General features: G+C 67.2%; 13 protein-coding genes and 1 pseudogene. 10 read left to right on the top strand and 4 right to left on the bottom strand.

Going from position 1 to position 26,994, the window contains the following annotated elements:
- Positions 1-939 carry a right-handed parallel beta-helix repeat-containing protein gene (locus tag IFSED24_RS16060; RefSeq protein ID WP_491332493.1) on the top strand — a complete coding sequence of 313 codons (939 nt, stop codon included), beginning with the start codon at positions 1-3 and terminating at the stop codon, positions 937-939.
- A gap of 169 nt (positions 940-1,108) precedes the next feature.
- The gene (locus tag IFSED24_RS16055; protein WP_491332492.1) at positions 1,109-7,204 is read left to right on the top strand and encodes a PEP/pyruvate-binding domain-containing protein; all 6,096 of its coding nucleotides are present in this window, start codon (positions 1,109-1,111) and stop codon (positions 7,202-7,204) included.
- Positions 7,205-7,376: 172 nt separating this feature from the next.
- On the opposite strand, the gene IFSED24_RS16050 is transcribed toward IFSED24_RS16055, so the two are convergent.
- A complete protein-coding gene (locus IFSED24_RS16050; RefSeq protein ID WP_491332491.1) occupies positions 7,377-7,523 on the bottom strand; it encodes a hypothetical protein in 147 nt (48 codons plus the stop codon).
- A gap of 410 nt (positions 7,524-7,933) precedes the next feature.
- On the opposite strand from IFSED24_RS16050, the gene IFSED24_RS16045 reads away from it, so the two are divergent.
- From IFSED24_RS16045 to IFSED24_RS16025, 5 genes and pseudogenes are all read left to right on the top strand, one after another.
- Positions 7,934-11,731 (top strand): carboxypeptidase regulatory-like domain-containing protein, encoded by a 3,798-nt coding sequence (locus IFSED24_RS16045; protein ID WP_491332490.1) that lies wholly within the window; start codon positions 7,934-7,936, stop codon positions 11,729-11,731.
- Positions 11,732-12,002: 271 nt separating this feature from the next.
- A complete protein-coding gene (locus IFSED24_RS16040) occupies positions 12,003-12,944 on the top strand; it encodes a FlgD immunoglobulin-like domain containing protein (protein ID WP_491332489.1) in 942 nt (313 codons plus the stop codon).
- A gap of 323 nt (positions 12,945-13,267) precedes the next feature.
- Positions 13,268-14,365: pseudogene (locus IFSED24_RS16035) on the top strand (serine hydrolase domain-containing protein); the annotation flags it as partial.
- Positions 14,351-14,737 (top strand): FlgD immunoglobulin-like domain containing protein, encoded by a 387-nt coding sequence (locus IFSED24_RS16030; protein ID WP_491335069.1) that lies wholly within the window; start codon positions 14,351-14,353, stop codon positions 14,735-14,737. The pseudogene IFSED24_RS16035 and the gene IFSED24_RS16030, both read left to right, overlap by 15 nt.
- Positions 14,738-14,795: 58 nt before the next feature.
- Positions 14,796-15,506: a hypothetical protein gene (locus tag IFSED24_RS16025; RefSeq protein ID WP_491332488.1), complete on the top strand. Its 711-nt coding sequence runs from the start codon at positions 14,796-14,798 to the stop codon at positions 15,504-15,506.
- A 181-nt stretch (positions 15,507-15,687) separates the two neighbouring features.
- On the opposite strand, the gene IFSED24_RS16020 is transcribed toward IFSED24_RS16025, so the two are convergent.
- Positions 15,688-17,460 carry a M1 family metallopeptidase gene (locus tag IFSED24_RS16020; RefSeq protein ID WP_491332487.1) on the bottom strand — a complete coding sequence of 591 codons (1,773 nt, stop codon included), beginning with the start codon at positions 17,458-17,460 and terminating at the stop codon, positions 15,688-15,690.
- 145 nt (positions 17,461-17,605) lie between these two features.
- Here IFSED24_RS16020 and IFSED24_RS16015 point away from each other — a divergent pair, with 145 nt between their 5' ends.
- Together IFSED24_RS16015 and IFSED24_RS16010 are read left to right on the top strand one after the other, a co-directional pair.
- A complete protein-coding gene (locus tag IFSED24_RS16015; RefSeq protein WP_491332486.1) occupies positions 17,606-18,625 on the top strand; it encodes an ATP-grasp domain-containing protein in 1,020 nt (339 codons plus the stop codon).
- Between the two features lie 156 nt (positions 18,626-18,781).
- Entirely contained in the window at positions 18,782-22,144 is a 3,363-nt protein-coding gene (locus IFSED24_RS16010; protein ID WP_491332485.1) for a S8 family serine peptidase, read from the top strand.
- Between the two features lie 66 nt (positions 22,145-22,210).
- Here IFSED24_RS16010 and IFSED24_RS16005 read toward each other — a convergent pair whose 3' ends face one another.
- Both IFSED24_RS16005 and IFSED24_RS16000 read right to left on the bottom strand, forming a co-directional pair.
- A complete protein-coding gene (locus IFSED24_RS16005; protein ID WP_491332484.1) occupies positions 22,211-22,846 on the bottom strand; it encodes a hypothetical protein in 636 nt (211 codons plus the stop codon).
- 130 nt (positions 22,847-22,976) lie between these two features.
- Complete coding sequence (locus IFSED24_RS16000; RefSeq protein ID WP_491332483.1) at positions 22,977-24,404, bottom strand: sulfatase family protein; 1,428 nt, start codon at positions 24,402-24,404, stop codon at positions 22,977-22,979.
- 207 nt (positions 24,405-24,611) lie between these two features.
- Here IFSED24_RS16000 and IFSED24_RS15995 point away from each other — a divergent pair, with 207 nt between their 5' ends.
- A complete protein-coding gene (locus tag IFSED24_RS15995) occupies positions 24,612-26,813 on the top strand; it encodes a methyl-accepting chemotaxis protein (protein ID WP_491332482.1) in 2,202 nt (733 codons plus the stop codon).
- The last annotated feature ends 181 nt before the right edge of the window (positions 26,814-26,994 follow it).

Genomic DNA, 26,994 nt, shown 5'->3' with positions numbered 1-26,994 from the left:
ATGCTGCTGCCGGGCACCTTCACCGGCTTCGGCAACATCGATGTGGTGAGCCTGGGCAAGAGCTTCACCATCCGCTCCCAGGACGGCGACTCCGCCTCGGTGACCATCGACTGCCAGGGCTCGGCCGGCGAGCCGCACCGCTTCCTGCACATCCAGGGCAACTATGGGTTGGTGCTGCTGGAGGGCCTGACCGTCACCGGCGGCTACGCCGACGCCACCCGCATCCCCGCCGGCGGCGGCGGAGTCTACATCGACAACGGCAGCGACCCCTCCTTCACGGACTGCGCGTTCCGCGCGAACAGCGGCTACTTCGGCGGCGCCGTGGGCGTGAACCACTTCTCCCACGCCACCTTCACGCGTTGCTCGTTCCTGGACAACACGGGCGGCCGCGGCGGCGCCGTGTGGGGCAACTCCACCACCAAGATCGCGTGCCTGATCGTGGGGAACACGGCCGAGCAGGGCGGCGCCATCTGGGGCAACGGCTCGCTGCCGGAGGTGTCGATCTCCTGCACCTACGTGGGCAACGGGGCGCCCCTGGTCGGCGCCATCTACGCCGAGGCCAACTACGGCGCGCCGGTGCAGGTGGAGAACACCATCGTGGCCTTCGGCAGCGAGGGCGTCGGCATCTTCGTGGGCGACGAGGTGCCGTTCCAGATCACCTGCACCGACCTCTACGGCAATCCCGGCGGCGACTGGGTGGGCAACCTGGCCGGCCACGAGAACCTGGACGGCAATTTCGGCGCCGACCCCTGCTTCTGCGACCTCGCGACCCTGGACCTCCACCTCTGCGCCGACAGCTTCTGCCTGCCGGGCCAGCACCCCTGGGGCTGCGACGGTCTGGTGGGCGCGCTGGGTCCGGGCTGCGACGCCTGCGGGTGCAGCGACGTGGTGGCGGTGCGCGGCAGGAGCTGGACCTCGGTCAAGGGCCTGTTCCGCTGATCCGCAGCGCGGGGACGAGCCGCCGCCACCCGACCGCCCGTCCCCGCGTTGACGCTGCCACCGGTCGCTGATACCATCGCGCGACCCGCTCGCCCGGGATCTTGCGCGCACCTCCGATCTCATCCTCCCGGCGCGAATCGCTCGACATCCCAGCCGACAGGTGTCGACCATGAAGCGTCCGGCGTTCCTCCCCTCCCCCTCCGACACCACCCGCCCGGCGCGCCTGCAGGAAGGCTGGGTGATCGCCAACCACATCCTGGTCTCGTTCCACGTCGCGTTCATCTCGTCGGTGCTCGCGCTGCCCGCCGAGGCCATCCTCAAGACCGAGGTCCTGCGCTTCATCTTCACCAGCGGCGAGACCCTGGTCTCGGCGTTCTTCCTCTACGCTTGCTTCCACACCGGCATTGCGGTCCACGAGCTGGGCCACTACCGGGCCGCCGCGCGCCTGAACGCGCTCAACGACCGCAGCCAGCAGGAGGCCGACCGCGCCCGCACGCTCGCGCCGCGGGACCACGCGCGCTGGCTCGTGCGGCAGTTCCTGCTCGCCCCCTTCGGCAAGGCGTCGGGCATCAAGCGCGAGGGTCTCAACTATTACCCCGACGCGCCCTACAACCTCGCGGTGGCCGCCGCCGGCCCGCGGGCCAGCCGCAACCTGGCGCTGATCACCCTGCCGCCGGCGGTGCTCCTGCTCGCGCTGGGCCTGTCCGCGAATCAGCTCTGGGCCGTCTACCTCGGCCGGCTGGGGCTCGGCCTCGGCATCGTCGGCCTGCTCGACTTCCTCCTCGCAGACCCCGGCAAGTACGCCGAGTTCCGGCAGCGTGAGCGCCGCGCCCGCGAGCGCGCCGAAACGGTCGAGAAGAGCGGCCAGTGGTGGGACGCGGTGAGCGCGGCCAAGGCGCGGCTCCTCGAGGGCCGGATCCAGGAGCTGCCCCACCCGCGGCTGGGCACCGTCACTGCGCCCTGGCAGTTCCGCAACTGCGGCATGGGCGGCCGGCACACCGAGAAGGAATACCCCGAGTCCAACATCAGCATGCAGGAGGCCATGTTCCTGATCCTGGGCGCCCGCGACTACCAGGAAGCCCAGGAGATGACCGTCCGCCTGCAGAACCGGCTCAAGGAGATCATCGAGAAGGCCGAGGGCTGCCGCGTCATGGGCATCGGCCTGGAGGGCGGTCTGGCGCCGTACATCGAGCGCGGACCGTACCCCATGCCCGAGGTGCGGCTGTGGGCCATGATGAAGCAGACCATCGAGGAGTGCGGCTACCGCCCCGGCCAGGACGTGGCCATCGCGCTGGATCCCGCCATGACCGAGCTGGAGATCGCCTACCGCGAGCAGTTCAAGGTGCCCGACTCGGTGGGCATGTACCTCTTCTGGCGCGACCGCGCCCAGGCGGTGATGGACCGCGACCAGGTCCTCGCGCTCTACGTCCAGGCCATCCGCGAGCACGACATCCCGCTGCTGTCCATCGAGGACGGCTTCTCGGAGGACGACCACCTCGGCTGGCAGCAGCTCCTGGCCGCGCTCGGCGACCGCGTGCTCGTGATCGGCGACGACCTGGTCACGACCTGCGACAAGACCATCGAGCAGGCCGCCGACCAGGGCCTCATCAACACCGTGCTGATCAAGGCCAACCAGATCGGCACGCTCTACGAGACGATCCTGGCCATGCTGGTGGCGCTGGGCAAGGGCCAGCAGCTCGTGGTGTCGCACCGCTCCAAGAGCCCCAACGACGACATGGAGGCGCAGATCGCGCTGGCCGTGAACGCGCTCGGCCTCAAGTGCGGCGGCGGCGCCAACACCGAGCGGCTGGTGAAGTACCACGCGGTGACCGAGCTGATGCAGGAAGGCGTCGCCCACGACCAGGAGGCCGTGGCCAGCGCGCTGGTGAGCCGCGTCTTCGCCTACGAGGAACCCACCAACGCCGGCATCCCCTCGGTGGGCGCCACGGTGGAGCTGACCGTGCCGCCGTCGGGCCTGCGGCTCAAGTTCAAGGGCGCCACGCCGCTGGGCACCTCGGCCGGCTCGGGCGAGGCCATCCACCTGGTGGACGCCATGATCGAGAGCGCCGAGCATCGCGAGGTGGTGGCCCGCCATCCCGACCTCTTCCGCGAGCTCGAGCCCGGCGTCCAGGCCTTCGCCAAGAGCGTGCGTGCGGCGCGGATCAAGAGCCTGGGCGACGAGAACCTCACCGCGCTGTTCGAGCGCGCGCAACGCTACGACGGCAAGGGCTGCCTGAACGCGGTGGAGAACGTGGCCGCCGTCATCGCCCCGGTGCTCGTGGGCCAGGACATCGCCACCCTGACGCTCAAGGACATCGACCGCACCCTGCTCTCGCTCGAGCTGGAGCTGGCGCGCCGCCGCGGTAAGCTCGACCCCGCGGCGACGGCCGACCGCGCCATCGAGGTGATGCAGCGCAAGCAGAACCTGGGCATGAACGCGGTGCTGTCGGTGTCGCTGGCCATGGCGCGCGGGCTGGCCCACCTGCGGGGCCAGGACCTGTACGAGCTGCTCCGCGAGGAGACCACCGGCATCATCGACCCGCTGGCCGCGGCCCACGGGGTCGAGGTGGCCGGCGGCCAGTTCGCCGACTACGTCGCGGCGCTGCGCGCGGTGGCCGCGCGTCTCGCCGAGCGCGGCACGCCGCTCCATGCGGCGCTGCGCGAGTTCACCGGCATCTACGACCACACCCGCGCCGAGGTGGGCGGCCGGCCCATCATCGCCGAACCGGCCGCGCCCGCCCGGGCCGCCGCACCGACCGAACCCGTCGGCCCGCCGGTGGCGGTCGGCGAGCTCCTCGACGAGCACGCCCTCGCCGGCATCGCCGACCTCAACCGCCGCCTCTTCGCCGCCTACGCCGACGGCAGCGACGGCGCCGCCCAGCGCCGCGCCCTCGCCCACTACCTCACGCTCAAGCAGGCCCTGGAGTCGCCCACCCAGCGGTTCGGCATCGTCAACAACCGGATCTATGTCGAGGCGGGAACCATGCTCGTGCCCTACCTCGTGGGCCGCACGCTGCTCATGTTCCGCGTCCCCGACGCCACCGACGAGCCGGTCTACGCGCGCCCCTGCGCCCTGGGCCAGATCCTCACCGACCTTTACCTGCAGCGCCTGGTGGACTTCGCCGGCACCGCCGTCGACCTCGAGAGCGCGCTGGTGGCCTTCGACGCGAGCCAGGCGGCCGCCATCCGCATCGGCCGTCTGCGCGACGTCGCCGAGCAGATCAAGACCATCAGCCAGACCACCAACCGCCACGAGGCGGTCTACATCCTGCGCTTCCTGGTGGCCAAGCTGAGCCTCTTCTCGTTCCGCCAGTTCCTCGGCGCCAAGAACATCCAGTCCGAGGTGCGCCGCCTGCTGGCCGAGCTGCAGGGCCTGCTCGACACCCCGCTCTCGCACCACTTGCCGCTGCTGGTCCGCATCCTCGTGCGCAACATCGCCGGCGGCGTGACCAAGCCCCGGCTCATCGACCACCTCTGGCACGACTCCATCGACCTGGCCGAGGTCCACGTGCGCGGCAGCAAGATCGTCAACGAGATCCGCCGCAGCACCCACCACGCCATCGGCCGCCGCACCCAGGAGCTGGCCGCGGCCTACCTCGCCTACCTCGAGACCGGCGACAACACCGACCTCGCCCGCCTCGGCTACCCCGACCTGAGCCCCGCCGACGAGGAGGCGCGCCAGCAGGGCGTGCCCCGCGAGATCGTGGCACGGCTGGTGGAGAACCTGGCGCGGCTGTTCGGCAGCTCGGAGATCGTCGGCCGCCTCCACGAGTGGCAGGAGACCTACGCCACCGCGCTCATCCGCTGCGAGCTGGGCCAGGATCTCCTCGACGAGGCCGAGAAGGTGGTCACCACCGGGATCCAGCCGCGGAACCGCTGGCAGTACCTGCACCACCTGCGGATCATCCGCGTCCGCGTGGGCGAGTTCCGCCAGCTCCACCGCGCCGACGACCAGCTCCAGGCGCTGCTCGAGCTGAAGCCCGACGAGCCGGGCTTCGACGCCGAGGCCGCCGAGAGCGAGGTCCGCCGGACGGTGGAGTCGTTCGTGGCCACCGTGCGCGCCGAGTACCAGGACGGCCTGTTCGCCGGCCTCGCCGGCTGCGTCGCCGCGTACGAGGCCGCCGACCACCTGGCCACCTACGAGCAGCTCTTCACGCTGCGCCGCTCGCTGCGCGCCGGCCTCGAGGGCCGCGGCTTCCCCGAGCAGCGCCTGCTCCTGCTGGAACTGGACTGCCTGCTCGAGGAGATGGGCTACCTCGCGCTGCGCCACGTCTCCACGCGCTACGACGACGAGGGGGTCGACCTGCGCGAGTGCCTGCGCATCATCCGCATGTGCGCCATGAACCTCACCCACGACGGCCTGCACTCGCGACAGCTCCGCGACCTGGTGGACATGCTCACCGACGAGCGGCAGACCTACCGCGAGCTGGGCAACGTGCTGACCCAGGTCCAGCGCAACTACCACCACATCCTGCGCCGGCTGATCTCGCCGTTCGAGAAGATGCGCGAGAAGTTCGAGCTCGGCGAGGAGGACCTGCGCATCGGCCTGGCCAACATGCAGCGCTTCCTGCACGACCTCAACAGCATGGTGGCTTTCACCGACGCGGCGCTGGCGTACATCGACCACCGGGTGACCGACAAGGACACGCCCCTGGCCGGCGTGGAGGCCGGCGAACGGGCGCCCGTCGCCCCCGCGGCCATCGTCCACCTCTCGCACATCGACGACGTCCGCGCCCTCGTCGCGGCCACCGACCCGGCCCACAACGTGCGCCGCCGCTACGGCGGCAAGGGCTCGGGCCTGATCTACATCAGCTACCTCGGCATCCCCACCCGCGACGGCTTCGTGCTGCCCACGCTGGACCATGCCGCCGGCGGTGAGCGCCCGACCTGGCCCGGCGAGACCATCGACGCCCACCTGGCCACGCTGGAGAACGACGTCTCGGCCCGCGACGGCTGCCGGCGCAGCTTCGGCGGCGGCGAGCACCCGCTGCTGCTGGCGGTGCGCGGCGGCTCGGTCTTCTCCATGCCGGGCATCCTGTCCACCGTGCTGTTCGTCGGCATGAGCGACCGCGTGGTGGAGACGCTCGCGGCCAGCGACCCCTGGCACGCCTACGACTCGCTCCGCCGCTTCCTCGCCTCGTACGCCGCCGGCGTCTGGAACGTCGACGTGGAGAAGCACGACATCGTCGAGCGCATCAAGCGGCGCCACGACGTGCGCTACAAGCAGGACCTGCCGTGGGAGGGCATGCGCGAGATCGCCGACGCCACCGTGGAGGCGCTCCGCGGCGAGGGCCTGGGCGACGCGGTGGCCGAGATCCTCGCCGACCCGCGCCGGCAGCTCCTGGCCGCCATCCAGGGCGTGCAGGCGTCGTGGGACAGCGACCGCGCCCGGCGCTATCGCGAGATCAAGGGCATCTGCGACTCGTGGCAGACCGCGGTCATCGTCCAGGAGATGGCCTCGGGCAACCGCCACAACGAGGAGGTCACGGCGGGCATGGACGAGACCCGCGCCTCGCTCACCGGCGTCGTCCCACGCACCGTGGTCACCGACCAGGGCCTGCGCCGGTGCATCGGCGAGTTCAAGTTCTCGGCCGCCGGCGAGGACCTGGTGGGCGGCCTCTCCACCGCCATCTCGCTCATGCCGCTGGACGACCTCGGCACGTACATGCCCATGCTCGACCGCCGCGTCCGCCACACCGTGACCAAGCTGCGCCGCTTCATGGGCACCGACCAGGAGATCGAGTTCACCGTGGACCGGGGCAAGCTCAGCGTGCTGCAGTCGCGGGCCGCGGAGATCGGCGCCAACCGCGACAAGTTCGCCTTCCGCGACCCCGGCGAACCCGCCGCCCACGGCACCGGCGTCCGCGGCAGCGCGTTCCGCGGCCTGGCCGCCTTCGACGAGGACGACCTCGAGGCCCAGCGCGCGCGCCTGGCCGCCCGGGAGGTCGAGGCCGACGGGGTCGTCCTCGTGCTCGAGAACCCCACCCCCGACGACATCGCGCTCATCCTCTGCGCCGACGCGCTCCTGGCGGCCAAGGGCGGTTCCACGTCCCACGCCGCGGTGGCGATCAACGGCATCGGCGAGAAGGACTACCACGCGGTGGTGGGAGCCGGCGCGCTGCGGGTGCACGGGGATGAGCGACGGGCGGAGGTGCTGGACGGCGAGGGTGGCGAGGCCGGGAGGATCGGGAGTGGGGACGTGGTGTCGATCGACGGGGTGACGGGGGCGGTGTATCTGGGGGGGCGGGAGGTGGAGAGGTTGTAGGGGGTGGGTGATTTGCTGTGGGAGAAGGGGGGCATGTTAACCCCCGGGGGACGATGATCTAGGAAGTAAAATAATTGCAAGGCATTAGGGAAATCGATGTTCCGGCCATGATTTCGTCCACAGTATACTGAACCATCCAGGCCATGCTCCGGCAATCCCCCGTCTCGTTATATCATACCAGTTCCCGCACGCCGTGGATGAGAAGGAAAACCGCGAAGACGATCACCGCAACTTGGTGCGCTACCACCCCCAGGATCATCACCCGGGCCAGCCGTCGGTTCGCGAGAGCCTTGCGCCCGGTGGTGTAGAACTGCTTCAAATCGGCGAATACGGGTGCTCGGGATGGCAGCCTCGGCGCAACCAGACCTACCCCGATTCCTCCAATTTGATGACATCTGTATTTCATTTCCTGCTAGGATTCCCTCGCAGCCCACACCCTGCTCTTCTCCGTGGGCCCACACCTGCCTGACATCCCTCCGGCTGCGCCAAAATCCCGCTATAGTCAGCACTAGATGGATGAACACCATCATTAGCCTTCGATGTATTTGAAATGTCGACAAGGCCTGATACGTGGGCATCTCTCATCGGAGGAAGCCATCCTAGATCGAACCTTGTCACCATTGCAAACGGAAGTTGAGAGGTTAGATACAAACAAGAAGAAATGTGTATTCCACGGAAAGAGTATCGGCTCCAGGTTTCGGATTTTACATCAAAGCCGGGAGGTACGACGTGCGTAGAATATGGGGTTCAACACAATCGAAGCGATTCCTTCATTCAAGGTTTGTGCCCATTGCGCAAACCATACTTGAGACAAAGGTTTTCAAGGTTCAGCCCATAGTGCTGGCAATTATTACTCTGATTCTCGTGGGCACACAGGTTATACAGGCCCAGGATGTTCAGGAATTGGTCAAGAACCGAACGGCGATATCGCTCACCACAAACTATACCCCCGACATGGAACCCGGCGATCAACTCGTCATCCACGGGACCACGATTCCCGGCGGGAGCATACTGGACTTCCCTCAAGGTATGCCGGTCTATCTGGAGGTTTCACACCCTGATGGTTCGTATGCATTCCAGGATTTTATTCTCGACCAGCCGGACCTTTTCGAGATTACCGTCCCTGTCATAGAGACCGGCTATATGAGGATAGCGGCCTCGTTTGCCGGCAACGACAAATACCGGGCTGCGAGTTCTGAGGTCGTTTTGCCCATACGTAGCGAGACAGGATTGGTCATTGTGGTTGCGGGCGAGACGCAATACTTCAATGAAGAAATAATCGGAACGCTGTCAGACCAGGTAGTGAGGACACTTCGCCGACGCGGAGTACCAGACGATTCTGCACACACGGAGAACAACCGCATCCTGTATCTCAACGCAGACACTGCGAGAGACGTGGATGGCGACGGCTTTACAGACGTGGATGACACACCCACAACCGAGAGCCTGAACCAGGCCATCACATCCTGGGCGGCCGTACAAGTCCAGATCGCCGACGATCATGGAAATCTATCTCCTGCATGCGTCATGAATACGCCGCTCACCATCTACCTATTAGGGGAGATAGTCGACGGATCCTTCAGGATCAATGGCACCGAAGCCATGCATCCTACCACGCTGAATGACTGGCTTGACGCCTTCGAAACTGCCGTGAAGCACCGTTTTATCGACATGGGTGGAACGCCCCCGGATTACGTGCCAGTCAACCTGATCGTCGAGGCCAATTCTTCCGGCGAATTCATCCCTTCCACATCAGGGCCTGGCCGCTTTGTGTTGACAAGCACAACAGCGGGCGCTCCAAGCTACTTGGACACCGGCGGTTCCGTATCATTCACCTCGTACTTCCTGTCCAGAATCGCGGCAGGACACTACATCTCTCCAAGTTTTGCTTATTCCCAACTCTTGATCCTGAACAATGCAGCCCTGGAGGGTCAGGCTCCCCAAATAGAAACTTCTGGTAACGGCATACCCAACGAATTTGGTGATGAAGTTTTTGGTAGCGGGCAAGTCTTGGAGTACCGCGTTTCGGGGGACGCTCCACCACGACTGCAGAATGCACTGGGACAGATATCGCTCACTAATTTTCCAGAGGCGATGCTCTGGTGTTATGTCCATGATCTGGAATATCAGGTTAGCTCAGTCCAGGCCGTGATCACGCCCCCCGAATTATCATTCGAAGAATCTCATACGATCGATCTCATCGAGAACTGGCAGGTACCCGGTCGTTATGAAGGCATCTATTCGGGCTTCCATGGTGAGGGAGACTACACGGTAACGTATCTGGCCACGGATGAGAGCGGAAATTTCGCCTGGCCGATCGTCAAGACCGTAGTGGTACACGACACGATCCCCCCCCATGCAGTGACCAACCTGCGTGCGCATTATGATGATTCCATTGGAATGGCGCTGGAATGGGGGCTTTCCGAGTCATGGAGTGCCCAGGGATATCTTGTATATACGACCAGGCCGGGTGAGCCTGAAACAGCCACAGGCTGGGACGTGGGGAACAGCAATCTGCTGCTCAGATACGATCTGCAATTCACGCCTGGGGTACTCAGTCCCCATTCCTTCCGCGTCGTGAGCTACGACCGCACTGGCCTGGTGTCCACCAGCACCGTGGTTGATCACTTCACAACAGTTCCAGGCGCAGCGCCCTATGTCAGTCAGCATGGCATCATGCTGGGTGTTTCCGCAGCGCCTCAAGGTGGACAATTGACGGTGACCACGGACCTCCTGCCAGTACCAGCCCCACCCGACTATATGCCTGGTTCGCCAGGGCTCCTGTACCGAGTCGTGGACACGGGCAACATTTCTTTTGTGATATGCCTCGATTACCAGGACATCGACTGGAGCTCATCGAACCCCGACCTCAGGGTGGTCCCCTGGAATGTGGATTCTGACGGTAACGGTATTCCCGATGGCTGGGGAGATCCCCAGGTTCCTCTGGTGAATGATCCGGAGAACCAGATCCTGTACTTCACTCCATTGGGATTCACTGCCTTCTCCATCCTGGAATATTCTCCCCAGCCCAACACACCGGTGGGAACGGATATATGGGTGCAGCCGGTCGAGCCGGAACTGGGCGTAGCCCCGGTCACCCTGGTCTTCGACGAGGTTCTTGCTGAGGGACTGACGACCGTCGACGCCAGGGACCTCGTGGAAGGTCCGCCGCCCGATTACCAGGCCGGAGACCCGCCTCTTGTTTACGACATCGAAACCAGCGCCGAATACCAGGGGACCGTCGAGATGACGTTCACCTATTTGGATGAGTCCTTCGACGGTGACGAGGATCAGATCAGCGTATTTCATTACGACGTCGATTCGGATGACGACGGGACCGCCGATAGCTGGGGAGATCCCATTGCCCCCCTGTCGCACGATATGGAGAACAATACCATCACTATTGCCGTTTCCAGCCTGTCCCCCTTCGCCCTGTTCGAGCCTGAATCAGGGCTGGCGACAGGCTCCATCGCCGGTTCCGTCCAGGCCGATTGCCCCGAGTCCGGCACTCCTCTTCTCGGGGTAGTCGTCGACGCCTACGATATGGCAACAGGCAGCCTGGTAAGTGGATCGACAACCGGTGAAGCAGGGGACTATGTCATCCCTGATCTGCCAGCGGGCGACTACGTGGTTTCCGTGATGGAGCCGCTCGGTTATGCCCCCGAAGTCCAGGATATCGAGGTATCAGTGGTCGGAGATGAGATCGCGATCGCGAGCTTCGAGCTGGCTTGCATCGAACCCGCTGGAATACCCCGGGGCGTCGGCTTCTGGAAGCATCAGGTCGGAATCGCGACTGGCGGCAATGGGAATGCACAGATCACGGCGGATATGCTCTGCGAGCATCTCGATACGATCGCCGACCACTTCAACAGCAACGCGGTCAACCAGGTGGTCGTGTACCAACCGCCCGACTCCGACTTGTGTGCCGAAAAGCTGGAAGTCGCCAGGAATCTCCTGAATCTGCGCGGCCAACAAGAACCGATTGCCCGGGCAAGACAACATTTCATGGCGTTGATATTGAATGTGGCCGCTGGTTATTTGTCGCTGTCGGCAGAGGTGAGTGAGGATGGTGCAACGCTGTCGCAGGCGGTCACGTATTGCGACATGATCATCGATGCCACTGATGGAGACTATGAGCTGGCCAAGGACATCGCAGAGACGATCAACTGCGGAGAGTCGGTTGCGGCGGATGTGATCCCACTGGATATCGAGCAGATCGCTTATCGTCGGTCTGGAGGGAGCGTGCCGAATACATACTCGCTCGAGCAGAATGCGCCGAACCCCTTCAATCCCGTGACCCGCATTGCTTACGCTTTACCACAGGACATTCGGGTGCAGATCTATGTCTATGGTGTCTCCGGCAAACGCGTCGCAGTCCTTGTCGATGAGTTGAAGCCAGCAGGCAGGCATGAGGTTGTCTGGGGCGGCATGGATGATTCGGGCAGGAGAGTGGCTTCTGGCACCTACTTCTGCCGGATGCGAGCCGGACAATTTATCGAGACGACACGGATGACATTGGTGAAGTGAGAAGCTCAGCGTCACCAGCCCGCCGGCTTCTTCGCCGGCGGGCTTATTTATTCGGGGCGGGGCTCTGGCCGCCAGCGAGTTCTCTGGATCTGGTCCTACTCCTGACCGCCATCACGAAATGCGTGATGCTTTGAGATCATCAGGACAACCCTTCTCCACCCAGACCAACCTCGATTCCTCCTGTTTGATGACATCTGTATTTCAGTTCCTGGTATATTGGCGCCGACTCCGCAACCTGGAGGTGAGGCCCATGATGAATAAAGTTACGATCTTGCTCATCGGCGTGATGCTGGCTTCGACCGGCACGGCCCTGGCCTCCGTGCTGCCGATATCGGCAGAGCGCTACATCGAGTGCTTCGCAGGGGCCGAGGAAGACGAATCCGGATCGGATGAAGACGGGCACGCGAACGGGACGGTCGAGTTCGACCATTTCGACGAGAGCGTCACCGCCGAGGCCAGCAGCGGGAGCGCCCATGCCAGCGCCGGCACGGATCAGGATTCGGAATTCATGACCAACGGATTTCATGCGGCCGGCGGCACGGTCTGCCAGGCGGTGGGCGGCGGCAACTACGGCCGCGCAGCGGCATACGGTTCATCGGTGTTCAACTATGTCTTCGAGGTGTCCGAACCCGTCGGGTTCTCCATCGACGGCTTCCTGCAGTACGACAATCCGGCAGGCTATGGACACGCGAGCCTCATTCTGGACGGACCCGACGGCACGGTCCTCGAATATTACCTGAGCGACGTTTCCGACGCGGTCGAAGCCGTGGTCGAAGAGGGGTCCCTCGATCCCGGACTCTACGAGATCGCCATCGTCGCCAGCTGCAACGTGACGTCCGGCTTCAGGGACCGCACCAGCGGATCGTGCGGATTCGACATCGAGCTGCTGTTCGAGACCGGGATCTCGGCCACCGGCGACGCGACCGTACCCGCAGCGGACGCCCTCCTGCTCGGCGTCGCGCCGAATCCCTTCAACCCCCGGACAACCATCACGTTCTCGCTGGAGCGAGCTGGATGGGCCAGCATCGCGGTTTACGAATTGACCGGGAAACGGGTGGCCGTCCTGGCCGAGCGGACCTTCGCCGCCGGCGAGCACGCGTTCGTCTGGGACGGACGCGACGCGGCCGGTCGCTCGATGCCGTCCGGCACGTACCTCGTGCGCCTGCAGACGGCGTCGGCCGTGAGGTCGCAGAAACTGGTGCTGGTCCGGTGATTTGAGCCGGGTTGGGCGGCCTCGCGGCCTGGCCGTCTCCCCCGTTTGCGGGCAGTACGTCGGGGAAGGGAATGGGAAGAGCCGAGCTTTGCCCTGATCCGACATCGGGACAATCATATTCGCCGTAATAATCGTGTAGGATTGATCCCGACTACCAGGTCCACCCTCTTTGCAGACACCTGTACTCCTCTTTCCGCTATCCTCCCCCCGCAGCCCACACCTGCTCCTCTCCGTGGGCGAACTCCTTCCGGACACCGTTCTGGCTGCATTCGCGCCGATATCCCGGCCCGGGCCGGGATGAGCGGATAACCAGGAGGTCGCCCATGAAGAACACGATCATCACCGGCCTGCTCTGCGTGCTCCTGTCGTCGTCGCTCGGATCCAGTCCGGCTCCAGGTGCCGAACGCACCCGCGACACGGCCCTCGACGAGGCCATCGTGACCCTGATGGAGGAGTACCACATCCCCGGCCTGGCCATGGCCAGCTTCTATCGCGATCCCAACGACCCCGACGTGCCCGTCCTCCATCGCATGGAGACCTACGGCTACGCGCAGCTCGAGGGCAGCATTCCCGTGGAGGTGTGGACGACCTTCGAGATCGCGTCGGCCTCGAAGGTCGTGAGCTCCACGAGCATGCTCCAGGTGTGGGAGGACCATGATTTCAGCCTGGACGCCGACGTGAACGGATTCGTCGACTTCCCGGTAATCCATCCCACCTGCCCCGATTCCGCAGTGACGTTCCGGAAGATCTTCACCCATACGGCGTCGCTCATGCGCAACCAGAATGCCACGGGCGCCCCGGCGGGCATGCCGATCTGCGAGGGGCTGTCGGAGTATTTCACTCCCGGCGGCCAGTTCTACGATCCGGACTCATGGGAACTGTAGTGTCCGGGGCGTACCTACGTATACAGCAACCTCGGTCCCACGCTCCTGGCCTGCCTCGCGGGCACGATCGGCGGTCTGCCGTTCCCGGAATACTCCCGGACATACTTGTTCGACCCCCTCGGCATGGACGACACGGTCTGGTTCGGCGACGAGGTCGATCACGAATCGGCCGCCTACTCGTACAGCTGGAATGCTGGCGACTTCTACCTCGTGTCTTCCGGCGGGCACGACGTGTTCGTGTACCCGGCCTGGTCGCTGCGGACGAGCGTCCGGGACCTGGCCAGTTTCGCCATGGCCTTCATGATGGGCGGCGAGCTCGACGGGGTCCGCATCCTCGAGGAGGCGACCATCGACGAGGCCTGGACGGTGCACCATGCCGACGCCGATCACGAGGTAGGCCTGATGTGGAACCGCCAACTCGGCACCTATACGGGGGATTGGGTCTGGTGCCACCACGGAAGCGCTGACCATTACGGCGCGGGTATCATCATTCAGGAAGACCGCAGGTACGGCTGGGTGTTCATGGTCAATGGCGGGGGATCGAACTGGACCACTGGCGCACTTGAGATCTCCGGCCTGGTGGGCGTGGAGGTGCGAGATGTCGTCACGGCGGCGCCGGCGCTGGATCTTCCGCACCTCGCCGTGGTGTCGAACTTCCCCAACCCCTGCAACCCGGCCACCACCATCCGCTACCGGGTGCCGGTCGCCGGCCCGGCCCGTCTGGAGGTGTTCGACCTGCGCGGGCGCCGCGTCGCGGTCCTGCTGGAGGGAACGGTCACCGCCGGGCCGCACGATGTCGCGTGGGATGGTCGCTCGTCCGATGGCCGGGTCGCCCCGACCGGGATCTATCTCTCCCGGCTCGAGGCCGGCGGCCAGGTGGCGCATGGGAGGATGACGTTGATCCGGTGACCGACGCGGGTGCGTCCGATCCGGCACTCGCAGCCCTTAAACGAGCAGGAGGAATGCCATGAAAATGGGTCGTCTGAATTGCCTCGCCATCCTCCTCGTTGCGATGGCTATGGGCACGCCGTCCCTCGCCGGATTCACGCCGGTTGATGAGGGAGGAGAACCCAGCCACCTGGACATCCTGAACGGTTTGTACGGCGCGGGATTCGTGCCCGCGGGCGATCACAGCTTCGAGAACTCCGCCCTGGGCATCGTCGCCCTGAGGATCCCCGACCACGTGGGCGAGGACCCGGTCGCGGTCGGTGACAATCTGCTCATCGGTTCGCCGTCGCTGTCGATGACCGATCAGATCTGGGAGGACGGCACGGTCGACGCCATGGCGAGAGCCCGCTTCGGCTCCTGGACCCAGACCCTCGGCTATTACGAGGGTGCTAGCGGCGCGGAATACCATCACGTCCTCGACGTCGAGGGAACCGGATTCGAGGTGTCCGGCGAGGCGGAGCTCGACTTCGCCGATTGCCCCGTCTGGCGCTGGGTCCGCAGCGGCAACTACGGGCCGACCGTGAGTTCCTTCGCCCAGGACAACGGCGGCATCGACTACCTGGTGACGTACTGGCTGATCGGCGTCCACGACGACGCGACCGCGCTGCTGATCTTCTGGGAAGACGGCGTCGGGACCGACTTCAACGACATGGTCGTGGAGATCGTCACTGACGAGGCCGTGTCGATCCGGCAGCGGACCTGGAGCGGGGTGAAGGGCTTGTTTCGCTGAGCGAGGTGCCCGCTGGTCGGAGGGCTGGCGGGCTCTCCCTTGGCGACCGGCCCAACCCCCGGGGGACGACAACCCCGCAACTGCCACAACCACAACAACTAACGCCGCCCAATGTTCCAGCCCCCACTCCGCATACCGCATACCGCATCCCATACACGAAATACCGGGACCAGCAGCACCCCTACCCGGCCAGCAACCCCGCCACCGACCCCTTGCTCAGCGGATGATAGCTATCGGCCACCTCGGCGAAGACCTCGCGCGCCAGGGCCGCGGTCTCCTCGTTCTTCATGAGCGCCGTGTAGAGCGGCTTGAGGTACTTCATCCGGCCGACGTTGGTCAGCACCTCGCGCACCCGGGGCAGGGCCGGGGCGTAGGCCGAGGCGGCGGCGATGGTCAGCCACTCCACCAGCACCTCGTAGTTGCCGCGGGCGGTGAGGTCGAAGGTCTCGTCGAGCCAGCGGCAATCGGCCTCGGGTAGCTGGCGCGGCAGGTCCTGGAGGTAGAGCTGCCACTCGGTGGGCGTCCAGTCGGCGACCGAGGCCGGGTCCGGGCGCTCCCCGTCCGTCCAGCCCGCGGCGAGCCGGCGCACGCGCTCGATGCGTTCGGAGACGATGGGCAGCTCGTTCTCCGGCATGCCCGGCTCCTCCACCCAGCGCGGGCCCTGGATCTTTGCGTAGACCCCGGGCAGCTCCTGCTCCAGGAAGGCCAGGAACTCGTCGGTGGTGATGGACTGGAAGCGGAAGGTGTCGATGTACTTGAGGAGGAAGCGGTCGAAGCGCTCGCGGCCCACGGCGTCCTCGAGCAGCAGCACGAACTGGGCGCCCTTCTCGTAGGGGACCAGCGAGTAGACCTCGTCGGGGTCGATGCCCGCCAGGTCGTTGCGCAGCTTGGTGTAGGGCGAGCCCTCGCCGAACTGGTCGAGGTTCACCTGGAGCGCGTTGCGGCGGATCACGCCCTGCAGGTCGGCGTACTCCTGGCCGTAGATCTCCTCGAGGATGCGGCGCTCGGCGTACACGGTGAAGCCCTCGTTGAGCCAGAAGTCGTCCATGGTGGCGTTGGTCACCAGGTTGCCGGTCCACGAGTGGGCCAGCTCGTGGGCCACCACGTTGACCTGGGTGCGGTCGCCGGCGATGAGCGTCGGCGTCAGGAAGGTCAGGCGGGGGTTCTCCATGCCGCCGTAGGGGAACGCGGGTGGCATGACCAAGAGGTCGAAGCGGTCCCAGACGTAGGGGCCGAAGAGCTTCTCGGCCGAGGCGATCATGCCGTCGACCTCGGCGAACTCCCACGCCGCCTGCGCGATGGTCTCGGGCTCGGCATAGACGCACGAGCGCGGGCCCAGGTCGCGGCTCTCCAGGTTGCCCACCGCCAGCGCCAGCAGGTAGGTGGGAATGGCCTGGGGCATGGCGAAACGCCAGGTGATCAAGTCGCCGGCGGTGGCCGGCTCGCCCGCCGGGCCGGCCGACATCACCGCGCGCAGCGGGGCGGGCACCGTGATGGCGGCGTCGTAGGTCACGCGGTGGCGCGGCGTGTCCTGGCAGGGGATCATGGTGCGCGCGTGGATGGGCTGGCACTGGCTGAACAGGAACGGGTGTTCGCCGCCGGCGGTCTGCTGCGGCTCGAGCCAGCCCAGGGCCAGGGCGCCGGGGGCGGTGCGGTAGGCGATCTCCACGATCTCGGTGCCGGCGGGCAGGTCCACGCGCAGGCGGTCGCCGCGCACCTTCTCGGTCTCGGCCACCGACCACGCGAGGGGCCGGCCGGCCTGGTCGGCCACCGACGCGATGATCAGGTCGCGGCCGTCGAGGTCGAGGGGACCGGCGGCGGCGGGCTCGGCGAGGTGGATGCGGACGCGGCCGGCGAGGGTGCGGGCGGCGAAGTCCACGGCGAGGTCGAGGTCGAGGTGGCGCTGGCGCGGCTGGTCCTGGTCGCACCAGGAATGCGGGTCGAAGCGGGGCATGGGTTCCTCCCTGGCTGGGTCGTGGCTGCGGGAACGGTAGTGTAGCGGAAAGAGGCGGCGGCGTCACGGAGGCGATGACCCTTGACCTGCGCGCGACCCCGCCGCCACAATGGCCGCCGGACCCCAACCAGCACGGAGGCCGGCGTTGCAGATCACGCTCATGACCGACTACCGCGGCGCGCTCAGGCAGCGCGAGTACGACTGGGAATCGTTCCGCGTCGACGAGCTGGAGGCCGCGCTGGCGGGCCACGGCATCACCGTGGTTCACCGCCGCTTCGAGGACCTGGCCGCCCCCGACGCGGCCTGGCCCCGCGGCGAGATCATCGTCTACACCAGCAGCCAGGTCCCCGGCTACAAGCGCTACCTCGACGACCTGCTGTACGAGCTGCAGCGCGAGAACACCCTGATCCCCAGCTACGACCTCTTCCGCGCCCACGAGAACAAGGTCCAGCAGGAGCTGCTGCGCCGCCGCCTCGACCTGCCGCTCTTGCCCGCCCACGTCTTCGGCAACCTCCGCGGGCTGCAGGCCCACCTCGACGAGATCACCTTCCCCGTGGTCTTCAAGACCGCCTCGGGGTTCATGAGCTCGGGCGTCTCGCTGATCCACGACGCCCGCGAGCTGGTGACGCGCGTCCGCGAGGTCAACCGCCCCCGGGGTCTGTTCGTCTACGAGGTCAAGTACCTGCTCAAGCAGCACGTCTTCAAGAACCGCTACCACGCCGAGATGTACCGCGACTGCGTGTACGGCGGCCCGTTCGTGCTCCAGCGCTTCCTGCCCGACGCCCCCTGCGACTGGCGCGTCCTCGCCACCGCCGGTGACCGCCTCTTCGTGGTCCGGCGCGGCGTGCGCGACAACGACTTCCGCGCCAGCGGCAGCGGCCGCACCACCTTCCCCGATCCGCCCGACCGCGTGCTCGACCTCGCCGTCGAGGCCCGGCGCAAGCTCGACGTCCCCGTGGTGTCGCTCGACGTCCTCGACGTGGGCGGCGTCACCGCCCTCGGCGAGTTCCAGGCCACGCACTTCAGCAACATCGCCCACCGCGGCGCACCCCACTGCTGGGACCGCCGCGAGGGCGCGTGGCGGAAGAGCACCGACCTGGGCAGCGAGGAGGAGGAGCTGGCGGGCGCGCTGGCGCGTTACCTCGCGGAGCGGTTCGGCTGCTAACAGGAATCGTTGAAGAAAAGGCTGTCCGTTCTCAGGACGCCATGTGCTAGCATGGTGTCCTGACACCGGTCCACGCCTACGGGAGGAGGTCGACCCACCGCTGTCGTCACCACCAACCACCCAATCGCACCCCACCCTGACTCGATTGGAGTGATCATGAATCGTAGTGTCAAGACCGTCCTGACGGTCGCCGTCCTGCTATCGCTCATCCTCGCGGCCAGCTCGTTCGCCGCCGATACCGATCCCCGCGAATTCGTTCCCGTCCAGGCCGGATTCTCCCCGAGCGCCGAGAAGGTGCTGCCCTACGCGCCCGACCGCCTCCTGGTGCAGTTCACCGAGGACGCCATGGAGCGCGCGAAGCTCGACATCGGCCTCGACATGGGCACCCAGGCTCCCGACGCGCGCACCGGCCTGGTGTCGGTGGACCGCGTGCTCACCGCCGCTGGCGTGCGCAGCATCGAGCGGCCTTACCTGAAGCCGCGCTTCCCCGAGCGCGCCCGGCAGGCCGGGGTCGACCGCTGGTACGTGCTCCGCTTCGGCGACCGCGCCGACCTGCCGCGGCTGGTCGACCAGCTGCGCCGCGACCTGAACGTGGCCGCCGTCAGCTACGACTGGCGCGCCTTCCCGGCGACCTCGCCAGGCGACCCCCTGTATCCCGACCACTGGGGCCACAACAACACCGCCCAGCTGCCGGGTTACGACTGGGGCGGTACCTGGAGCCACACCGGCGCGCCGGTGGGCACCGTGGGCTTCGACGCCAACGCGGAGGCGGGCTGGGACGAGAGCCAGGGCTACGGCTCGGCCAGCGTGGTCATCGCCATCCTCGACAGCGGCGTGGACATCGACCACCCGGACCTACGCCTGGTGGCCGGCTACGATTTCGGCGACAACGACAGCAATCCCGACGACAACTCGTCGCAGGCCGGCCACGGCACCGCCTGCGCCGGCGTCGCCGCCTCGGTACGCAACAGCCTGGGCTCTGCGGGCATCGCCGCCGACTGCTCGATCATGCCGTGCAAGGTGGCCAACAGCGCCGGCTCCATGTACTTCAGCGCGATCCAGAACGCGCTCTACTGGGCCGCCGACAACGGCGCCGACGTGATCAGCATGAGCCTCGGTGCCGCCATCTCGAGCGACTCGGCCACCAACGCCGCGTTGCTTTACGCTCACAACGCGGGCTGCCTCATCCTCGCCGCCACCGGCAACGAGAACGCCAGCACCATCAGCTACCCCGCCATCAACGCCTACGTCGTCGGTGTGGGCGCGGCCTCGCCGTGCGGCGAGCGCAAGCGTTCGTCGTCGTCGAGCGGCGAGGTCAACCCCGGCGTCAACACCGACCCCAACGGCTACACCTGCGACGGCGAACGCTGGTGGGGCTCCAACTACGGAGTCAGCATCCAGGACGCCGCGGGCGCCGTGGACCTCCTGGCCCCCACCATCCTGCCCACCACCGACATCGGCGGCAGCGGCGGCTACGAAACGGGCGACTACTCGGGCTTCTTCAACGGCACCAGCTGCGCCACGCCCTATGCGGCGGGCGTGGCGGCGCTGATCATCGCCCAGAATCCCACCTGGTCAGCCACCCAGGTCCGCGACCAGCTCGTGACCACCGCCCAGGACGTGACCTCGGTGGAGTCGGGCGCCGGCTGGGACCGCTACAGCGGCCACGGCATGGTGGACGCTGCGGCCGCCCTCGGCGGCGGCGGCGGCCCGGTGGCGCCGGTGGCGGCCTTCGCCGGCACGCCGACCACGGGCGACTTCCCGCTCACCGTCAACTTCACCGACCAGTCCTCGGGCAGCCCCACGAGCTGGAGCTGGACCTTCGGCGACGGCGGCAGCTCGTCGGCCCAGAACCCGGGCCACACCTACACCGCCGCCGGCAGCTACACCGTCACCCTCACCGCCACCAACGCCGCCGGCAGTGACGGTGAGACCAAGACCGGCTACATCACCGTCACCGACCCCGGCACCGGGCTGGTCTACACCACCCTGCCCTACAGCACCGGCTTCGAGGGCGGCTCGCTGGACGCGGCCTGGCTCACGGCCTCCAACAACGAGGGCCGCATCCAGGTCTCCACATCCTACGCACCGCACTCGGGCAGCTGGCAGCTACTCATGGACGACACCGTCAACGGCAGCGCCTACAGCACCAACCAGGCCGACCTGCACCTCGACCTCGCCGGCCAGGGGCAGGTGGATCTGGAGTTCTGGTGGAAGGAGTTCGGCGACGAGACCCACAGCCAGGACGGTGTCTACTTCTCCGACGACGCCGGCGCCAGCTTCGTCAAGGTCCAGGACCTCAACGGCGGCAGCTACGCCAACCAGACCTGGCAGAACTTCCAGCTCGACGTGGACCAGCTCTGCGCCGCCAACGGCCTGAGCCTGTCCGCAACGTTCGTGGTGCGCTTCCAGCAGTACGACAACTACGCCCTGAGCACCGACGGCTTCGCCTTCGACGACGTCGCGGTCACCGCCCAGTCCGGCGTGGCACCCACCGCAGCCTTCAGCGGCGACCCCACCGCGGGCACCGCGCCGCTGGCCGTGTCGTTCACCGACGCGTCCACCGACGCGCCCACGAGCTGGAACTGGAATTTCGGCGACGGCGGCACCGCCACCACGCAGAACCCGTCGCACACCTACACCACCGCCGGCACCTACACCGTCACCCTCACCGTGAGCAACGCCTTCGGCAGCGACGACGAGGTCAAGACCGACTACATCACCGTCACCGATCCCGGCGGCGGCGGCGAGTGGCAGACCATCACCTATGACGATTTCGAGGGCGGCTGGGGCAGCTACACCGACGGCGGCGGCGACTGCGCACGCTACACCGGCGGCACCTACGCCTACCAGGGCAACGCCGCCATCGACATCCAGGACAACAGCGGCGTGGCATCGTCGTTCTACCATACCGGCAGCTACGACGTGACCGGCTACAGCGAGCTGTCGGTGGACTTCTACTTCATCGCCGTGAGCATGGACAACACCCGCGAGGACTTCTGGCTCCAGTTCTACAATGGCTCGAGCTGGCAGACCGTGGGCACCTGGGCGCGCGGCACCGACTTCGACAACAACGTGTTTTATCACGTGACCGTGACCCTCACCCCGGGCCAGGTCAATTTCCCTGCCAACGCCAAGCTGCGCTTCCTGTGCGACGCCAGCGGCAACCAGGACGACGTCTACATCGACCAGATCACCTTCAGCGGCCTGACCGCCGCCAAGGCCCTGGCCGACGACCGGTCGCCCTCCGTGCCCAGCGAGTTCTCGCTGGCCCAGAACTGGCCCAACCCGTTCAACCCATCCACCACCATCGCCTTCGGCCTGCCCCGGCAGACCCAGGTGCGGCTGAAGGTCTACAACCTGCGCGGCCAGGTGGTGGCCACCCTCGCCGAGGGCGTGCTGCCGGCCGGCCGCCACGAGGTGCAGTGGGATGCGCGGAACGTGGCCAGCGGCGTGTACTTCTACCGGCTCGAGACGCCGGATTTCGTGGAGACACGCAAGCTGAGCCTGCTGAAGTAGATTCCACACGAAGGCCCCCGGTGACCACTGGGTCGCCGGGGGCCGCTTCTTTGCTCCACAGAAGGATCACTCGAACAGGCTCTTGACCTCGCTCCAGCTCTTCGGCTCCACCGACACCCCGCCACCGGAGATGGTCAGGCTGATGAACTCGAAGAACATGGCCTCGAAAGGCCCGTCGTTGAGCGAGAAGTAGTAGCTCGAGATGCTGTCGTAGGCGTAGGTGCCCACGGCGTCGCCGATCTCCAGCGACGGCAGCGGGTCGTTGGTGTAGGCCACCTCGAAGGTGCTGGCGAAGAAGTCGCCGACGTTGGCCGGCTCGTTCACGAACACGCCGGTGGGCCAGTCGGTGCCGTTGGACAGGAAGAAGCCGTCCACGGCGGGGTCGTTGTCCCGGATCACGAAGTAGGGGGTCATGCCCTCGGCGTAGGGATCCTGGAGACCGACGCTGACGCCGCCGATGGTGAGCCAGTAGGTGGGATGGTCGATGACGTAGCCGCGGGTGGGATAGGTGGTGCTGTCGAGGTAGTTGTCCGAATCGACGTCAAACTGGACGAGGACGGGGTCGCCGGCCACCACGTCGGCGAAGATGCCGAAGGTGACCTGGCTGAACTCCACGGTGCCCACCATCTCGACGTGGTAGGTCTCGGCCTGGACGGCGCCGGCCGCCACGACCAGCAGACTGAACAGGATGGCTTTCTTCATTAGCAATCTCCTCGCGATAGGCTCCTCCAGGGATGGTGCCGGCCGGGCGGGGCCGGGCGTGAGGATGTTTTTCGTGGTGTATCACTGAAACTCAAGCTAGACGCGACCCGGCACGGTCGCCAGATCGCGCTCAGTAGCCCAGCGACCGCAAGCGCCGCCGCGCCGCCTCGCTCAGCGTGCGCCCCTCGGGCGCCTTCTCCTCGGTCACGACCTCGTCGAGCGGACCGAGCGCCTCCAGACGCCGGCGCAGGCGCGCCACCTGCTCGGGATGCTCGGCGGCGAGGTCGTGCACCTCGGCGGGATCGGCCGTGAGGTCGTAGAGCTCGTCGCGCGCCGCCCCCTCCTCGCGGAAATGGAGCAGCTTCCAGCGGCCCTCCTGGAGCGCGCGGCAGCTGTTCTGCGGATCGCTGCCCTGCTCGGCCACCAGGAGCGAGTGGCCTTCCGGACGCCCGGCCATCAGCGGGCCCAGGTCGCGGCCCGGCAGGTCGCGCGCCGGCGCGAGGCCCGCGGCGGCGAGCACCGTGGGCAGGATATCGAGCAGCGAGACGGGGTCGGCCACCACCGTGCCGGCGTTCCGGTTGCGAGGCAGCTTGACGATCAGCGGCACCCGCAGGGTCTCCTCGTAGGGCAGCAGGTGGGTGAACCAGATGTCGTGCTCGCCCAAATGCTCGCCGTGGTCGCTGAGCGCGACGATGAGCATGTCGTCGTAGAGTCCGAGCGCGCGCAGCCGCGCCACCACCTGGCCCACGTGGTCGTCGACGTAACTCACGCCGGCGGCGTACTGGCGCACCGGATAGTCGAGGTCGGTGACGCCCTCGAGGAAATCGTAGATGCCGCTCTGGCGGTTGGTGGCGCAGTTGGCGGCGGACTCGAGCATGGTCAGGATCGGCTCGCCGTCGCGGTAGGGATCGCCGTCGTAGTACATGCCGTTGAACGGCGGCGGTGGGGTGTACGGGGTGTGGACATCGAAGTAGTGGAGGAACAGGAAGAACGGACGCTGGCGCTGCTGCTCGCACCAGGCGCCGGCAAGCCAGGTCTCGGCGCTCGCCCGGTCCAGGCCCGACGGCGGCTGCAGGCCCTGCATGGCGCGGAAGCCCTGGTCCATGTTGCAGGCGCCGGTGAGCCAGTCCACCGCCGCCAGGCCGGTGACGGCGTAGCCCGCAGCGGCGAAGGACTCGGCCATGGTGGTGTGCCCGGCGGCGAGCCAGGTGTGGTCACCGCCCACGGCGCCATGGTCGCGGGGCAACAGGCCAGTGAACACGCTGGCGAACGAGGGCAGGGTCCAGGGCGCGGTGGCCCGGGCGCCGGTGAAGAGGACGCCGTCGCGGGCCAGGGCGTCGAGGTGCGGGGTCCGGATCGAGTCGTTGCCCGCGGCGCCGAGGTGGTCGCCGCGCATGGTGTCGATACCGATGATCAGGACCGACGGAGGCGGAACCTCCTCGCGAGCAGCCTCGCCGCCGCAACCACCGAGACTCATCAGCAGGAGCATGAGGGCGCAAAGCAGCCACACCGGCCGCCGTTCGCGCCCACCCGATTCGTCCGGAACGTATCGCGACACGGATCCTCCATCGCCAGGGCCCACGGCATAACCAACGGGTCGGTCGACCCTACGGCAAGATGCCGTACGATGCCAGGCTCCGCTGCGCCGCGACCGGCTCCCTTCCCACCTGCAAGAATTTCTCAATACCTCACGGAATCGGGCGAAGAAACCAGGGAGAAGATGACGGCCCGATCCCTGCCCCGCGCAGGCTTCACGGAGGAAACCATGTCGTCCCGGCGCATCCTCATCACGCTGACCACCCTGAGCGCAGGCCTCCTCGTGGCCACCCTGGCGTTCCTGTTGCACACCCAGGGCGACCTCGAGACGCGGCCCGGCCAGCAGGCCCTGGCGAGCGGCCTCGTGACCTCGCTGGAGTCCATGTCCAGGCAAGCCGACGCCCTGGCGGCGGCACCGGACCTGGCCGCCACCCGCCAGAACCGGCAGGACCTGGCCCGTTCCATCCTCGCCTTCGACCAGGACCTCCTGGCGCTGGCCGAGACCGAGCCCCAGGGCGAGGCCCTGACCGCCCTGACCGAGGTGCGCGACGTCTGGCGCTGGCTCGGCCTGGACCTGGCCGACCTGGCCGCGGGCGAATTCGCCCCCAGCAGCGCCGCCGGCCGCGAGGCCCTGGCCTCGCTGCAGAGCGAGCGGCGCACCATGGGTTCCGATCTGGAAACCGTGGCCTCCTGCCTGGCCACCACCACCCGCGACGAAGGCCGCCTTGGCGACCTGGCCCGCACCGGCGCCATGGTCCTGGGCGGCCTGACCGTGCTGCTGGGACTGGTATCCTTCTGGCCGCACCGGTCGCCGCAGGTCGCCGCTCCGGTGGCGTCCGCGGCACCGGCGCCGGCTGCTCCCGCCTATCCGGCCGACCCGGCCGTGGCGGCGGTGGCCCAGGCCCCGAGCGCCTCCATCTTCCGCCAGCCCGCCGCAGCGCCGGTCGCCGCGGCGCGCCCGGCCCCGCCCTACGCCGAACACGGCGACCTGGGCCTGGCCAGCGCCTCGGTCGACCGCGTGTCGGTGGACATGCTGACCGTGGCCCGCAGCGCCGAACGCATGCAGTCGGCCGTGGACTCGGTGGCCTCCGCGCTGCAGGGCATGCTCTTCAGCCTGAACGAGATGGCCCAGGACACGGGCGAGGGCGCGCGGCTGACCCGCACCGCCAACAACGCCGCGGTCTACGCCGCCGACACCGCCCGCGAGCTGCTCGACACCGCCCGCGAGATGGGCGACGTGGTGGCGCGCGTGCGCGCCCTGGCCGCGCGCAGCCAGGAGATCAGCGGCCGCATCGAGAACGAGGCCGCCGCCAACGGCGCCACCGGCGAGGCCTTCACCAGCGTCGTGGCCCAGGAGATCAAGCAGCTCGCCGCCGTGACCGGCCAGTCCACCGCGAGCATCGAGGAGACGGTCAATCAGATCCTGGCCAGCCAGCGCCAGTACGAAGAATCCATCGGGCAGATCATCAAGAACGTGGGCGCGGTCCGCAAGGTGGCCGCGGGCCTGGGCGAGCTCATGCTCGAACCCCCGCGCACGGTGCAGCCCGGCCCGGCGACCGTCGCCGCGACCGCAGCCGCGGCCGCTCCACCGCCTGCCCCGGCGCCCGAACCGGCCCCGACCCCGGCTCCGGCACCAGAACCCCTGGCCGCGGCGCCCGCGCCCGAGCCCGAACCCGCCCCGGCTCCCACACCCGATGCGGTGGCACCCGCGTCCGAGCCCGAACCGGCGCCCGAACCGGCGCCCCCGGCACCCGAGGCCCTCGATGAGCTGGCCGCGGCCACCGACAACCTCCTCGACGAGCTGGCCGACGTGGCCGCCGGCGCCGCCAGCCCGCAGCCCGCACCCGAGGCCGCCGCCGAACCGGCCGCCGCCGAGGAAAAGGCCAAGCCGGCCGCGCCCAAGCCCCGCGCCTCCGGCAGCAATGGCAACGTCTTCATGCTCAACAAACCCAAGCAAGACGAGGGCGCCCCGACCGCTGCGGCACCGGAACCGACTCCGGAACCAGCACCGGAACCAGCACCGGAACCAACGTCTGAGCCCGAGGCGACCGTCGAACCCGCGACCATCGAACCCGCGGCCGCCGAACCGTCCTCAGAGGAGCCCGAGGTCGAGGCCGAGGCCGAGAAGGCCAAGTCGGCCGTAGCAAAACCCCGTGCTTCCGGCAGCAACGGCAATGTCTTCATGCTCAACAAGCCCAAGAAGGACGAGGACGCACCGGCCGCTGCGGCTCCCGAACCGGAGCCCGAACCGGAACCGGCGCTCCCCGACCATGATCTGGATGACGACGACGTGGTCGAACTCACCGACGAGGATGTGGAGGCGGCCCTGGATTCCGGCGAGGAAGAGCCTGTGGGTGCGGGTGCCGGTGGAAAGCCCCGGCCAGTCGGTCAGGGCACAAGCGGCAACATCTTCATCCTGCAGAAGAAATAGGCGACTCGATACCAGTGGCAAAGCACCGGCCCCCTGACGTCCTGTTCCGGGGGCCGGCTTTTACCTGGAGTTTGCAAGGAGGTCCCGGGGCCTTGGAGGCCCAGCACGTCACCAACGGACCGGGAAGAGGGGATGGCCGGGCTCCCAGAAGGAGTTGACACCTCCGGCCATCAGGTCGTCA

The organism is Candidatus Latescibacter sp. IFSED24 (assembly GCF_058273205.1).
This window is presented reverse-complemented; position numbering and strand designations above follow the sequence as displayed.